The organism is Nocardia aurantiaca, assembly GCF_009708175.1.
GTDB lineage: Bacteria > Actinomycetota > Actinomycetes > Mycobacteriales > Mycobacteriaceae > Nocardia > Nocardia aurantiaca.
The window spans coordinates 466,866-480,933 of sequence record NZ_WMBB01000006.1; the positions used below are offsets into that span (position 1 = coordinate 466,866).

The following is a 14,068-nucleotide window of genomic DNA, read 5'->3' on the forward strand; positions in this document are numbered from 1 at the left end:
GGATTCGAGCTCCTATCGAAAGTGGCACCCCATGACCGCCCTCGGGCTCCCCTTCCTCCTCGGCCTGACCCTCGGCAGCGCCCTCACGTTGCTCTTGCCCGTCATCACTCGCCCCCACGCGCCCAACTCCGATGGCTGGACCGTGGCCGCCATCACCACCCGCATCGAACGCGAACGCAGCCAGCAACACAGCGAATCACCCTGTGGCCGAACACCCATACACACCCGGCCCAGCAGTCCGCACCTCGCCTCGCGCTGACCAGACCCGCGCCCGGATCGACGCCAAGTACACCTCCACCAGCACAACGCCGAATCCGGGCAGACCGCTTTCGTCGAGGTTCAGCTCGAAGAACAACATCACCCCGTCGAACTGGCGGCCGAGCCGGAACTTCTCCTCATCCGCCAATTGCTGAGGAACGAGCTCACCCACCGGTGCCGACTCCTCTATCGACTGGGCTTGCTGAAAGCCGTGCCCAGGAATCCGGCCTTGCGAGCCAACGCGGTAGACGGATGGACCGCACGGCACTCTGAATAACACTGGGAATAACTGGCAAATACTGGAATCCATGTTTAGGGTGTGCCCTGTGACCGAATCACCCGACGCGCTGGAAGCCCGGCTCACCGAGCTGCGCGCTGCGGTGCGACGGGCGATGTCCAGCGGTGATCGGGCGTCGGCCCGACAGTTGCGTGCGCGATTGCGGCAGACAGAGATCGATTGGGAGACAGCTGTTCTCGGTGTCGCTCCGGAGCCGGAACCGGTGGCCGCACCGGCAGTGCCGGTGCGAGAACATGTGCATCGCGTCCTGGCACTGCTCACAGTCCCCGCCGCGCCGCGGCTGATCCTCGCAGTGCACGACGGGTTCTTCTCCGGCGAACTACTGCCAGCTCGGCTGACCAGTCTGCGGCGCGACGAGGAACGCTCTTTCCGCACAGCGCCTTTCGCTCGCCCCTACTACGTGTGCGCGGCGCTGACCGTCGATCTGCTCGCGCCGGCTCGCGGGTTGATGGCGCTGAGCACCTGGTCGGCGCAGCAGCGTCTGATCGGACCACTCAGTGCCCGTGTGGATCTGCTCACCGCGGTGATCCGACTGGCAGAACATACTTCCGAACTCGCGGAACCGACTCCGGCAGTTCAGCGCGTGCTTCGACAGCTCGCTGCCACGATTCCCGGCGCACGCACCTCCGGCTGGGAAGCCGACCCCGGGGCAATCATCGAGGCAGCAGGTAATGAGCTTGATGTGCACCGAGATTCTGATGCGCGACAACGATCACAAGCGGCCGAGCGGCTGGCGGGCCAGGTGGACGAACCCGCCGCGCGACTATTCGGCACCCGGTTCGGTTTGGCAGGCAATCAAAGACATGGGAGTTCAGCAGGATGACGGAGTCGACCGCGCGTCTGGACGAACTGCGCGGCACCGCACCCACCTGCCGCCACAATGCCCGCACGATCGCCGCGCTCACCAGCAATCCCGGCTGCACGCGCCGGGCACTGCTCGATGCGGCGGCGGTCGACAAAGCGGCCATTGCGCGGGAGCTCGGGTATCCGCCGCAGTTCGGCCAGTCCCAATTCGCCATCACCCGCGGTAACGCGTTCGAAGCGATGGTGAAGGCGAACGGATGCGCCGAACTTCTCGCGCTACTGCGCATGAAGCTCGGGCTCACCATTCCCGAAGCGGCGTACGAGGATCTCAACGCCATCGGCGAGAACACCGGTAATGCGGTGCGATACAAGCGCACCCGACAACTGCTCGAGCGGGCCCTGCAGACGGGCGAGGGCACGCTGTTCGATCACCCGTTGCTCCGGTTGGAGATCGCGGGCGCGACCGCCCACCTCGAGCCCGATGTGGTCGCCGTGCAGATCGAGGGGAAGTTCCACGTCGTCGAGATCAAGGCGTTCGCCGTGATCGACGGCCAGGCCGAGCCCGCACAGGTCGCGGCGGCCGCTCGCCAATCGGCGGTGTACGTGCTCGCCCTCCGGGAACTGCTGGGAGAACTCGGCGAACCGCCGGAGCGGGTGTCGCACAACGTGGTTCTGGTGTGCCCGCGCGACTTCACCAACCGGCCCACCGCCGAACTCGTCGACGTCCGCAAACAGCTGGCGGTCATCACACGGCAGCTGTCACGCATGACGGCTATCACGGACCTCATCGAAGGCCTGCCCGAGGGAATGACTTTCGACCTCGGCGAGGGCCTGGGCGAGATGATCGCCGCCACCCCCGCGCGCTACGCACCGGAATGCATGTCCAACTGTGAACTCGCCTTCATGTGCCGCGACGAGGCCCGCAGGTGCGGCTCGGTCGACGTCCTCGGTCGCGGGATCTGTGACGAGCTCGGCGGAATCGACAGTCTCACCACTGTTCTGGGGCTGGCCGACGGATCACTGACACCCGGTCCGGAACACGCCGACATCGCCCGGATACTGCGCGAAGCCCATCGCCTCCGGCAGGAACTCGCCGGATGAGCGTGCTCACCGCGCTGGCTCGCGTCGAAGCCGTGCGCGCCGGGCGCGCGCAGCGGATCGCCGCGGTCCGGCACTGCCACCTGTCGACGCGCCCGCTCATGATGATTCCGCTGCGCATGGCCGGCGAGGCCGCGGCGCCGGTCGCCATCATGATCGGCACCGCCGCCGACGACGCGACACTGCTCATCGTGCCGCAGCCACGCGACCGCATCCTGCAGCTGCGATTCGCCGCCGAACTCGCCGACGTGCTGCTCCCTCACCTCGAGTCCTACTTCGACGCCACCGAGACGATGGGCAAAGAGGACGACACCTGGCAGCGCTGTCTCGACGCACCACAACTATGGACGCCCAACCCCGGCGGAATCACCCTGCTGCGCAGACTGGGCCGGAAACTACGGTTCCTCCGCGCCGACAGCCCCACTCCCGCCCCCGACATCGTGCCGCTGCTCGGCCGCTGGCTCACCTGGTTCGCCGACCGCGCCGAACATCCGGGTTCGGACGCCCTGCTCGCCATGACCACGGTATTGAGCGACCATTGGGTTTCGGGCCAGTCGACGCTGGAGGACGGGAACCTCGCGGCACTGCTCGGCTGGATCGACCCACCCGCCGGACTCACCGGCGCCCAAGCCGCGGCACGCGCCGAGGACCCACTGATCTCGCCCCCGGCCGGGCCCGCCACCGACCCCGGCTACGACAACGAGGAACTCGCGCACCTCATCACGGCCTACAGTGACGCCGAGGACGAGACCGCCGCCGAACTCGCCTACGAACGACTGGAACGCTCCCTGCGTGGACAGCTCCAACCGACCTGGCAATTGCTCTGGCGCGGAATCGAATTGCTGCGATCCCTGCCCGAAGGCGCGAGCGTGCCCAAACGGTGGGAGAAGAATCGCGGCGAGTTCTCGCGATTCGCGGCGGGCATCGCCGAAGGCGTCCCGCAGGCCCGCCGCGACGTCGCCGTCACCGCGGTACGCCGGCTGCTGGAACGCGAACAGGCGCTGTCCGCGCTGGAAGCCCAACGCGCATACGACGATCCGATGGTCATGGCCGAACGCCGACTCGTCGGCGAAGCGTTCCGCGGTGTCGTGATCGACGCGGATCCGACCCGCCTCGGCGGCGACGGCAAACGGCCGATGCCCCGGCCGCTTCTACGCGTACGCACCGACGACCTGTTCAACCCGGACATCGACGAGAGACTGTTCAGCGTCGACCGGCGCAATCAAGAAGGCAAAGTCCTCGCCGTAGAAGAGGGCGTGATCGTCCTCGAACTGTCGAAAGACATGGGGCGCAAGAACACTCCCGCACCCGGATCCGTGCCGGAGATCGGCGACGAGGTGTGCTTCGCGCGCTTCGCCGACGAGTACCAGCCACCGCCGAAACTCCCCCCGCGCGAAGAAACACCATGGACGCATGGCGGTCCGCCGCCGGTCTGGGAGCCCACCGCCGACGACGCCCGGGAGGAGTGGTCGTGACCACCATCGAGAAGGTTGCCGCTGCCGCCGACCAGGTCGTCCACGAGGTCCTCGACGACCTCACCAACAGCGACCAGCGCGCCATCGTCGTCGACTCGCCGCCCGGCGCGGGCAAATCCACCCTCGTCGTCCGCGCCGCGCAACACCTCGCGCAGGACGGCGGCCAGCGAATCATCGTGGCCCAAACCAACGAACAGGTCGACGACCTCATCGACCGGCTCGCCACGGCGCACCCCGACATGCGGATCGGGCGAGTCTCCGCCGCCTCCTACCAGCAGAGCGAACGAGTCGCCGCCCACACCAACGTCGCCAACGCGACCGACCCCGAAACCCTCGGCGACCGAGCGCTTCTCATCGGCACCGCCGCCAAATGGGCCACCATCCGCACCGGCACCTGGCCCTGGGCCATCGTCGACGAGGCCTACCAGATGCGATCCGACATGCTGCTGCGCATCTCCAGCCGCTTCGAACGCGCCCTGTTCGTCGGCGACCCCGGACAACTCGACCCCTTCTCCACCGTCGAAGCGGACCGCTGGGCCGGACTGTCCTGGGACCCCACCATGAGCGCCGTCACCGTCCTCACGGCCCACAACCCCGACATCGCCATCCACCGCCTCCCCGTCTCCTGGCGACTACCCGCCACCGCCGCACCCGTCGTCTCCGAAGCCTTCTACCCCTTCACCGGCTTCACCGCCGCCACCCGATCCGAACAGCGACGACTCGAGCTCACCACCCGCGGCGGACTCGGCGGAACCGTCGACGACGCCATCGACGAAGCCGCCCGATCCGGCTGGGCCTGGTACGAACTGCCCGCCCGCCACACCATCCGCACCGACAGCGAAGCCGTCGCCGCCATCGCCGCCATCACCCGCCGACTCCTGGAACGCGGCGCGATCGCACACTCCGAACGCGGATCCAACCCGGTGACCGCCGAACGCATCGCGGTCGGCACAGCCCACCACGACCAAGCCGCCGCCGTCCGCGCCGCCCTCCGAGGCACATCCGCCGAAACCGTCACTGTCGACACCGCGAACCGGCTACAAGGCCGCGAATACGACATCACTGTTGTCCTGCATCCACTTTCGGGTCGACGCGACGCGACCGCCTTCCACCTGGAAGCCGGACGCCTCTGCGTGCTGACCTCCCGGCACCGGCATGCCTGCATCGTCGTGGGACGAGCGGGGATTCCTGAGTTACTCGACACGCATCCGTCGACGGAGCCTGTCCTTCTGGGTGTTCCAGTGAAATTTCCGGATGGGTGGGAAGCGAACCAGGCCGTGCTCGCGCAGCTCGGCAAACACCGCATACGGGCTGCGCCGCAGTAGTTTCGCGAAACGCGTTCACAGACCGGGGATACGGGTTGGCGGCAGCGATTCCACGTAGTCGCCGCCGGCGTTGTCGACATGATCGCCCGCCTCGATGGGCACTTCGTCACCGCGAATGAGAACGCCATGCGGCATTCGTGCCGCTACGGACGGCGCCAGTTGCAGACCGTCGCAGCCGATACTCCGAGGGCAGCCGCCAATCGCTCGCCCAGTTGTCTTGCCGCGGTGAGGTCGGCATGCTGACTCTAAATGGCATCTAGGCTCAGGGCAGACCCGCCGCGCACGGACCTTAGCCCGGCTTGTCGAGGTTGGGATGTTGCTGAAGACCGGGGCCACCTACGGCTCGCTGGCAACATCTCAGAGCTGATGGACCGGCTAGCGCTGGAGCTTGGTCGCGTGGAGGTCTGCGCCCACCGTGAGAACCAGTACGGTGACGAGTTCAGACAGTGGGACGAGTTCAGGCACGGGACTGGTGTCGAAGCCCAGACGGCCGGAGCAAAATCCGCAGAATCGGTTGAATTGCCGGACGCAGACAAAGCCGAGATCGAACAGGGGTTGACCGAGGAGGAGGATGAGCGCCGCCGACGAGCGAGCAAGAGCTGTTCCGGCAAATGGGGCTGACACACCACCTCGGATAGCTTACGAAACGCTGGGTCCACGCCGAAGCCAGATTCTCGTGTTCTGCGACCCGGCCCACCCGCAAGGCGCGACACTGTACTCAATCACGCCTTGCTACTGCTGCCGCGAGCTGGTTGACGCGCGCCGGGTGCCGGCCTTATCGGCGTGTCGCACTGGCGTGGCGAATGTGATGATCCGCACAGTTTCCGGTGTAATTTCCAGAAGCTTGGGTTACACATGTAACCCAATTCTGCCTGGTCAGCTGCATACGATCGAGTCGGATACAGTCAGATACAGTTTTGAAAAGCGCAGGTAGGGTGGCCTCCCGTGAGGCCGGAGAAGGTCGCATGAACTTGATAAGGCACGGGAAACGTCTTAATCTGTTGACCAAGGGTCAGGGGATTGACCTTCCTTCTGTGTGCCTCCATCTTCTCATACGCTTGTGCACATGGTCATCGACGCGGCGCATTTCGCCCATCTGGCACAGCAGACTGCCACCTCCGTCTCGGCGGCTGCGGTGTTGATCGTATGTATCACCCTTACGAAGACGGAGCAGAAGGCCCGGCCTGAGAAGTCCGGTATGCCCTCTCGACCAGGGAGAGGGTAAGCAATCTGCAATGGACCCAACGACACTCACCGCCGTTGGATTTTCGGCCACATCGGCGTTCGGCGTGGCAACCGCGGGATTCTTTCGGTACCTGACCTTCCGCCGTGCGATGAAGGACACCTACCCCGATGAGCGGGAACGGATCATCCGGGCAATCGGCCAGATGAACAAGGACAGTCGACTCGACTGGCCGTCGCTCGGCAAACGCGAGGATGGGCGGCAGGCTAATGAAGACGACGAAACCCTCAGTAACACATAGATCGCAGGGGCTGGCCCTACCTATCGATTTACCGAGGATGTCGCTCGGACGCGCGAACTGCACGATCAAAGAAAAGCTCGTCAGCAGACCGGTTCGAAGCTGAGCTTGCCGTGATCCTTTCAGGTCGTCGAAGTCCGCGCTTAACCGCTGCGACAATGGCGGCTCGGTCGGGGCCTTCTGAGTTTCGGTCTGCAATCCGGAGACGACCTGGGCCTGCGTTCCGCATAATTCGGGGCGGCTGGAGCCACGATTCATGCCCTGACCAGCCCAGACATGGAGAAACCCGCCGAGAGACCGTGTCTCTAGGCGGGTAGATTCCCGCAGGTCAGGGCGCCGGAGTCAGCTCGACGATCCGGTTCGGAACCGGGATGTCGAGCTTGGCGAACACATCCCGTTGCGGCTTCGTCGGTTCGGTCGACCGCCGGAACGTGCCCGCCGGGCCGGTGAACGTGCCGATATGCAACCTGTCCAGCTCCCGACGGATCGTGAACCAGGTTGTGCCGGTTGTGGTTTCGATGATCCGGATCATGAGCAGGGCGAGCCAGCAGAGCACGATGTGCGCGCGGATGCCCCGGTATTCCACCCTGGCGCGGTCGCGCCGGGCGCGGGGGCAACAGCGCTCATAGGATTGGCCAAAGCACCGATATTGGCCGCGGCCTGCGGGGCGACCGTCTTGATCACCTGGGCGTCCAGACGCATCTTGTCGGACATGTCCCGGAACGACTCAGCACTATAGTCCGGATGCATCAGGGCGTTGAATCCGTTGTCCGACAAGGTCTCCGACAACGATCGCTTAACGATCTGCTCCTTCGTCAGGTGCGGATCGGAGAACAGGTGCGAATACACCTCCTTCAGCGCATCCTTCGCCTGCTCGTCCATAATCTGATAGCGCCCGGCCGCGATCCCGACCACCTCGGCCATCGTGTTGGCCGACTGCACCAACGACCGCACACCCCACGACCACCGATTGCAGACAGTCTCGAACGCCGACTGCACCGACGCCTTACCCGCCTCCAAAGGCGACAGCGCCAGCAGGGCGAAACCGCGCCCCAACGAGCCAGTTTCCTTGATCCCCAGATCCGACAACTGCCCGATGATCGACGTGATCCCATTCGCCGCCTGCGTCAACACCGCCGGGTCGACCTTCAACTCGTCAGTCACGCGATCGCCCCCTCGGTGGTCATCGATTCCAGGATCTCCGGTGCGAACGCGATCGGCGCGGCACCCACACAATCGACCGATATCCCCGTCAGCTCGTCTCGTGCCGCCGCATACTCGCCCAGCCGACTCCCCAAACAGCCACTGGTAGCGATACTCCCCGTCGGGTATGACATCCCCGCGTGCCGCCATGAAAAGGGCGAACTCGTCAGCGTGGGTGAACGCGCAGATCCAGTGGATCTCCCCGACCCGGAAAGTCGGCACCCGATCGCTCTCGACCAGCGGCACCAATAACACGGCCTGGTCGAATGCTCGCCGCAGCAGTGTCGGCTGACCGAACCCGGCATAGAACGCCGCGATCTCCGACCGCAACACCGCCAAACCCTCACCGGCCAAAGCAATTACACCCCCTGCAAGCAGTTCCCACATCGAACACCAGCAAGCCGGAGCCTACCGCCATCCCGCAGCGACAAGGGCAATCAACCTACCGGACCACAGGTATGGCAATCGTTCGGCTACACAACCGTGCCCGAAGAGGAGCAGGCCGAGGCACTGCTGCGCGAGCGCACCTCCCGAGATCGCCTTGATCCGGCCCACAGGCAGCCCACACATGCGGAATATTTTCGCCATTATCGCTATTATCTGAGCATGACAGCCGAAGATCGGGACACGAAGCGGTCCAAGACCACCCTGTCGACACTGGCGTCCACACGTGAACGCTTCGCCGACTTCGCGGAGCCCGACGAAACCGTCGATCAGACCCTCAACCGTCTGATGGATATCGCCTTGTCGGTGAAGACCCGCGCCCGCACCGCTTGGGAGACCCGCAAAGCCGCTGCTCGCGCCAATCCAGCGGCCTGGGAAACCGGCGCCCGCTTGGCCGACATGCTTGCCGACCGCGCCTCCGCGCGGGAGGCTGCCCGCTGATGACGCACACCGGGTACGTGCTCGACGACACCGTGCTCCATGCCTACGCTCACGACTCGCTCACCACCATCAGCCTCATCGCGCACCTCGCCGACCGGGACATCCGTATCGCTGTACCCGCGCTCGCGCTGTCCGCGACGAAGTCCAGCCTCAATGAAGAGCAGCGCGAGGGGCTCGACGGGATGATCGACAACAACACCGCTATCGCCCTGGCCGGTGTGACGACCCTCGCCGATACCAACGAGCTTGCCGACATGCTCGCGGCAACAGAACACACCGATCCCGTTGCCGCGCAAACCCTTGCCGTCGCCAGGCACTTCGACTGGGAAATCATCACCCACGACCGTCAACGCTGGAAGCCCGTCGAACAGGTGCTGCCCTGGCCCATCGAACTCGTCGAACTCAGCAACGACGAACTCTGAGCTTCAAAGTCGCTGAACTTTCACGAACCGGTCTCCGCTCGTCTCACGTCGGAGGCGCTGGCGATCACCCGCGACTGCTCGGAGATCTCCAACGCTTCCGCACGCGAAAGGCGTTCGTGGACAAGGTGGTTGCGGAACGAGCGCAGGCATCCGTAATACCAGGTCTCCGGTCCGCAATCGCAGGCACGTACCCGCGCAGTGTGCAGTCTCCCGTATCTCCTGGCTCGTCTCGCAGGCGCTCAATCCAGACAGTGCACCGGAATGCCCAGCGTGCATCGTCTATCTCGACCCCGGCAGCAGTTCATGACTTCGGCAGTGTGGGCCACACCTTTGCGGCCAGCGCGTTCGCCGCGGCACATCGAGATACGAAGGTGGTCGTCGCCTGAGACGGCGTAGCCCTGATCACCATCGTCTCGGTACGTGCACCCGCGCTGTTGATCTTGGTCATGGGGTCGTCGTACTTTCCCAGCCAGTGGTCCCAGTGCCGCCCTTTGGTCACCACCGTGCAGTCGGTACCACTTTGGGACGCGCGCTGATACGTGGTGCGACCGGCGACCTGTTCGCTGTTCTCCTCGCGCATGGGGTCGTTGTCCGTCAAGCGCGCGCCTACGGTGACGACGATGTTGTCACCGGACATCCACCGGCAATCATGCGCCGGACCGGCGGGGTCCTTGGTGACGGTGGTTCCGATGGCCGCGCGGACATCGTCGGCGGTCAGTCCGCCGCACGGGTCGGCACCACCGAACGAATCCGCCGGGTACACAACCGTTCCGGCGGTATTCGCGGTGAGGGCCGCGACCGCGATGTCGATGCCCTTGTCGGCCAACCGGCACAGCACATCCTGGCTGATGGTCTCGTGGGACATCTGCTGCAGGAGGCTGTTCGAATCGGCTCCCACACTGATTCCGACACCGTCGTCGCGATACACCAGCCGATCGCATCGGTCCTGCGCGGAATTCACGGGTTTGCCGACGTGCAGCGCCCCACGAGGATTGATGGTGCTCCGGCCGCTGCTGTTCAGCGCCGCGATGTCGTATCGCCGGGTCGTGAAGTCGACGTCGATCTCGGTCCCGCCACCCTTGGGATGGTCGACCTGCGCTTCGCACGTGTCGAAGTCCGACGGCTCGACCGTCACGTCCGTGACGTCGTCGACCATGTCGGAGAAATCGGCCCTGGTCACGAAACTGCAGGTGTCCAGGTGGGCCAGATCGGCGAAACCGTGTCCGCCGACGCCACTTGCGGCGGTGGAGTGGCTGTCCGGGCGCACGACTCCGAAGTAGACACCGGTGCCGGCCGCCAGCAACACCACCGCGGCCGCGGCCATGCCGATCAGTAACGACCGGCGGCCCGGTCGACGCCCGGCACCCGGACCGGCGACGACCGGACCACCGGGACCTGGCTGCCACTGCTGGCCCAGCATCGGTCCACCCGCACTCGGCTGCCACTGGTGCCCGGGCACGGACCCCCCGGCGCCCGGCTGCCCCGGTACCGGGCCATACGGGCCCGGCTGGTTCGGCATCGCCTGTGCCGAAGCGCCCATGTAGGGCTGTTGCGCCCATGCGGGTACCGGCGGCGGCTGCGGGCCGGACGGCGGCATCGGCGGGTCGGCCACCGGTGGGAACTCAGGCTGGTGCGGTGGATTCGCCACGCTCGACCTCCGAAACTCTAGACGCCTGGAGGCCGACACGATCACGATGCATCACCGCACGAAAGCCCCCCGACTGCAACGGCGAAAACCATGTCACACGTCGAATTCTCCTGCAAGTCAAGCCAAACGATGCGCCCGGTCGCGTCGGGCGCGCGAGATACGTTACGTTCGACGCTGTCCCGCTGCTCGCCGGGACGTTCGGACACACGAATCTCGGGGTGGAACGGTGGATGCGGGGGCGATCTTCGCTGGGTTCAGGATCGATCGCAGAATCGGTGCGGGCGGAATGGGCGTGGTGTATCTGGCACGGCATCCACGCCTGGATCGAACCGTCGCGCTGAAGGTTCTCGGTGCCGGATTCGCCACGGACCCACGGGCCCGCGCCGCATTCGAACGCGAAGCGGATCTGATCGCCCGGCTCGATCATCCCAATATCGTCACCGTGCACGACCGCAGCGGTCCGGACGACCCGTTGCTGTGGTTGTCGATGCAGTACGTCGGTGGCGGCGACGCCGACGGCCTGCTGGCGGCCGCGCCGCAGGGGTTGCCGCCCGAGCGCGCGGTCCGGCTGATCACCGATGCGGCGCATGCCCTGGACTTCGCGCACGAGCGCGGCATCCTGCATCGCGATGTGAAGCCGGCGAATCTGCTCATAGACCACGATCCGCGTGCCGGTGAACGTGCCCTACTCACCGATTTCGGCATCGCCCGCACACTCGACGGCACTGCTACCGTGTCGCACGTCGCCGCCACTCTCGCGTACGCGGCACCGGAACGTTTCAGCAGCGGCCCCACCGATCATCGTGCGGACGTGTATTCGCTGGGTTGCACCCTGTTCCACCTGCTCACCGGGCAGACGCCGTTCCCCCGCGCCGACCAGGCCGCGGTCATCGCCGCCCACCTCGCCGAACACGTGCCGCCGGTCACCGCCGTGCGACCGGGCGTGCCGCCGGCGCTGGAGACCGTCATCGCCACGGCACTGGCGAAGGACCCGAATCATCGGTACCCGACGTGCGGTCATTTGGCCTACGCGGCGCAGGAAGCATTGCGATGGCCCGCGACCGCCCATATCGGCGGTGCGCACCCGGGTCACCCCGCAGTAGCGGCACCTGCCGAACCGGCACCGCCGACCACCTATCTGCCGGTCGATACCCGGCCGGGCCGGACCCGCCGCCGGGCACTTGTCGCGGCATCCGCGGTCGCGACCATTGTGGTCTTGCTCGCCGCCGCGGCAGTCGTGTTCGAGCGTAACCACACCGCGGCAGCGCTCCCTGTGTCTCACCAACCCGGCGGACCGTCGACCCCGGTGACCGCCGACAAGTTTCCGACCTTGGATTCGGGCACCGGACTCGGTGGAAGCATTGCCCTCGATGCGAGCACACACTCGATCATCGGGATCCAGCAGGCGGTGTCGGGCCATTCGACGAGTATCTCGATCACCGATATCGCCAGCGGCCATCTGACGGCCACGATTCCGATCGATGGTGACGGCGTGCAGCTGGCGGTCGACCCCGGCATCCACATCGCGTACGTCACGACGATGGACGACGCCGCGGACAAATCCAGCACGGTGGTCCTCATCGATACCGTCGCACGGACCGTCGCCGGTTCGATACCCCTACACAGCAGCGCCTGGGGTGTAGCGGTCGACACCATCCGCCATGTCGCTTTTGTCGCGCCGACCTCCAACAACACGCGGATATCGGTAATCGACCCCATCGCGAAGTCACTGGCCAGCACCATCGATGTCGGAAAGCCCGCCTGGAACATGGCGGTGGATGCCCCCAGCGACACCGCCTACCTCGCCGCCGGCGACTCGCTGGCTGTCCTGGATCTCGCCTCGCGGACGGTGACCGCCCAGATCAAGATGCCGGACAGTGGCTCGATCGTCCCGACGAGCATTCGAAGCGTCGCGATAGACCACGACCGGTCCCTCGTGTACGCGGCGACCGAGGAGTTCGGCGTCGTCATCGTCGATGCGATCAGCCGAACTCTGGTCGCCACGGTCAATACCGGCACGCATGGTGCCACCCAGGTGGTGGTGGATCCGTCCTCGCATACCGTCTACGCGGCGGCCGACGACAATCGGGTCGCGGTGATAAACCCGGACAGCCGGGCGGTCACCAAGACGATCGCCACCGGGACCCTGGAGGCGCAGTCGCCGCTGACGGTCGACTCGGCCACGGGCACACTCTATGTCGCCGGATTCGGGGCGGCGGGTTCGGCGAAGATCCTGGTGGTCCGCCCCTGACGTGGTCGATGCGCCGCCGGCGGCACCGCGCACCAGCGCCGCGCCGACATCAACACGGCCAAAACCTCACCGGCCAAAGCAAATACACCCCCTGCGAGCAGTCCCCCGTCGAACATGACGAATGGGCGCTACTGCTTGTATGCGCGCCTGTGTGTCTGCGTCATTCTCTGGCCCAAAAGGACGACTGGCCATCGCAGACTAGAGCCGCGGGGATGTCGTGTCGTTGTTGAATGCTCTGACACGCGGGCCAGCAGATGCGGGGCAGATTGTCCGCCGAATCCCGCGCGCCTCGCACCGTTCGCCCGCGAACGCGATGACCCGCCGACCCCCGATCGCATTGGCTGGCAACCACATTCATGCCACGAGCACCTCGTTACATCGCTGGCATGAACTTTCGGCGGCTCGAGCGCCCGGGCGGCGGGCAACTGTGGTGGTCCCGCCTCAGTCAGGGCTACCCTGGGTGCGCTCGCTCGACAGCCACGCTCGCCGCTCGACCCGCGACCGCGCCAGCGTTCTCGCGAGTTGTTCGGGCGCGTGATGATGCTGATTGACCCGGGGAGTACGGCTGGGATCTACATGAGGTGGCGCGATCCACCCGGTACGACCCGGATACTCCGAATCCGGGCCCAGCACAATGGTTTTCCAGCCACCGGGCCCGTCATGAACCAGGCCGTGGCAGGCATCGCAGGCCAAGGTCAGATTCCCGATATCGGTGGTCCCACCCGCAGCCCATTCCCGCACATGATGCACCGCCGCCAGCGTCGCCGGGGCGGTGCAACCGGGTCGGGTGCAGCCCTTCTCGGCGGCGATCAACGCCAATCGCTGCGCCGGGGACGCCAGCCGTTGACCACGACCCAAATGCAGCGGGAGCCCGTGGTGGTCGAACACCGCCAGGAACGGGATCGCGTTCTGCGCGAGCC

At 65.9% G+C, this 14,068-nt stretch carries 13 protein-coding genes and 1 pseudogene; 10 read left to right on the top strand and 4 right to left on the bottom strand.

Annotated elements, in window-relative coordinates; genetic code table 11:
- Positions 1–31 precede the first annotated feature (31 nt).
- The 7 genes from GLP40_RS15560 to GLP40_RS15590 all read left to right on the top strand — a co-directional run bounded on the left by GLP40_RS15560 (position 32) and on the right by GLP40_RS15590 (position 6,742).
- Positions 32–259 carry a hypothetical protein gene (locus GLP40_RS15560; RefSeq protein WP_154788566.1) on the top strand — a complete coding sequence of 76 codons (228 nt, stop codon included), beginning with the start codon at positions 32–34 and terminating at the stop codon, positions 257–259.
- 325 nt (positions 260–584) lie between these two features.
- Positions 585–1,379, top strand: coding sequence for a serine/threonine-protein kinase (locus tag GLP40_RS15565; RefSeq protein WP_328290205.1), 795 nt, complete (start codon positions 585–587; stop codon positions 1,377–1,379).
- Positions 1,376–2,461, top strand: coding sequence for a hypothetical protein (locus GLP40_RS15570; RefSeq protein ID WP_154788568.1), 1,086 nt, complete (start codon positions 1,376–1,378; stop codon positions 2,459–2,461). Before GLP40_RS15565 ends, GLP40_RS15570 begins: the two co-directional genes overlap by 4 nt.
- Positions 2,458–3,933, top strand: a complete 1,476-nt coding sequence (locus tag GLP40_RS15575) for a hypothetical protein (RefSeq protein WP_154788569.1) — start codon at positions 2,458–2,460, stop codon at positions 3,931–3,933. The genes GLP40_RS15570 and GLP40_RS15575 overlap by 4 nt, the downstream gene beginning before the upstream one ends.
- A complete protein-coding gene (locus GLP40_RS15580; protein WP_328290206.1) occupies positions 3,930–5,258 on the top strand; it encodes an AAA domain-containing protein in 1,329 nt (442 codons plus the stop codon). The genes GLP40_RS15575 and GLP40_RS15580 overlap by 4 nt, the downstream gene beginning before the upstream one ends.
- Positions 5,259–5,624: 366 nt before the next feature.
- Entirely contained in the window at positions 5,625–5,879 is a 255-nt protein-coding gene (locus GLP40_RS15585; protein ID WP_154788571.1) for a hypothetical protein, read from the top strand.
- Positions 5,880–6,493: 614 nt separating this feature from the next.
- Positions 6,494–6,742, top strand: a complete 249-nt coding sequence (locus GLP40_RS15590; protein ID WP_154788572.1) for a hypothetical protein — start codon at positions 6,494–6,496, stop codon at positions 6,740–6,742.
- 325 nt (positions 6,743–7,067) lie between these two features.
- Here GLP40_RS15590 and GLP40_RS35205 read toward each other — a convergent pair.
- Positions 7,068–7,328 (bottom strand): annotated as a pseudogene (locus tag GLP40_RS35205) (IS1634 family transposase); the annotation flags it as partial.
- Positions 7,268–8,329 carry a WXG100 family type VII secretion target gene (locus GLP40_RS33860; protein WP_230329581.1) on the bottom strand — a complete coding sequence of 354 codons (1,062 nt, stop codon included), beginning with the start codon at positions 8,327–8,329 and terminating at the stop codon, positions 7,268–7,270. The pseudogene GLP40_RS35205 and the gene GLP40_RS33860, both read right to left, overlap by 61 nt.
- 96 nt (positions 8,330–8,425) lie before the next feature.
- Here GLP40_RS33860 and GLP40_RS15605 point away from each other — a divergent pair, with 96 nt between their 5' ends.
- Together GLP40_RS15605 and GLP40_RS15610 are read left to right on the top strand one after the other, a co-directional pair.
- Positions 8,426–8,827 (top strand): hypothetical protein, encoded by a 402-nt coding sequence (locus tag GLP40_RS15605; RefSeq protein WP_154788574.1) that lies wholly within the window; start codon positions 8,426–8,428, stop codon positions 8,825–8,827.
- Positions 8,828–8,844: 17 nt separating this feature from the next.
- Positions 8,845–9,249: a hypothetical protein gene (locus GLP40_RS15610; protein WP_154788575.1), complete on the top strand. Its 405-nt coding sequence runs from the start codon at positions 8,845–8,847 to the stop codon at positions 9,247–9,249.
- A gap of 301 nt (positions 9,250–9,550) precedes the next feature.
- Here GLP40_RS15610 and GLP40_RS15615 read toward each other — a convergent pair whose 3' ends face one another.
- Positions 9,551–10,669 (bottom strand): hypothetical protein, encoded by a 1,119-nt coding sequence (locus tag GLP40_RS15615; RefSeq protein ID WP_154788576.1) that lies wholly within the window; start codon positions 10,667–10,669, stop codon positions 9,551–9,553.
- 274 nt (positions 10,670–10,943) lie between these two features.
- Here GLP40_RS15615 and GLP40_RS15620 point away from each other — a divergent pair, with 274 nt between their 5' ends.
- On the top strand, positions 10,944–13,148 hold the full coding sequence (locus tag GLP40_RS15620) for a serine/threonine-protein kinase (RefSeq protein ID WP_154788577.1): 2,205 nt from the start codon (positions 10,944–10,946) through the stop codon (positions 13,146–13,148).
- A gap of 441 nt (positions 13,149–13,589) precedes the next feature.
- Here GLP40_RS15620 and GLP40_RS15625 read toward each other — a convergent pair.
- Positions 13,590–14,068, bottom strand: a 479-nt coding sequence (locus tag GLP40_RS15625; RefSeq protein WP_196054679.1) for an HNH endonuclease signature motif containing protein, incomplete at its 5' end; no start/stop codon positions are given.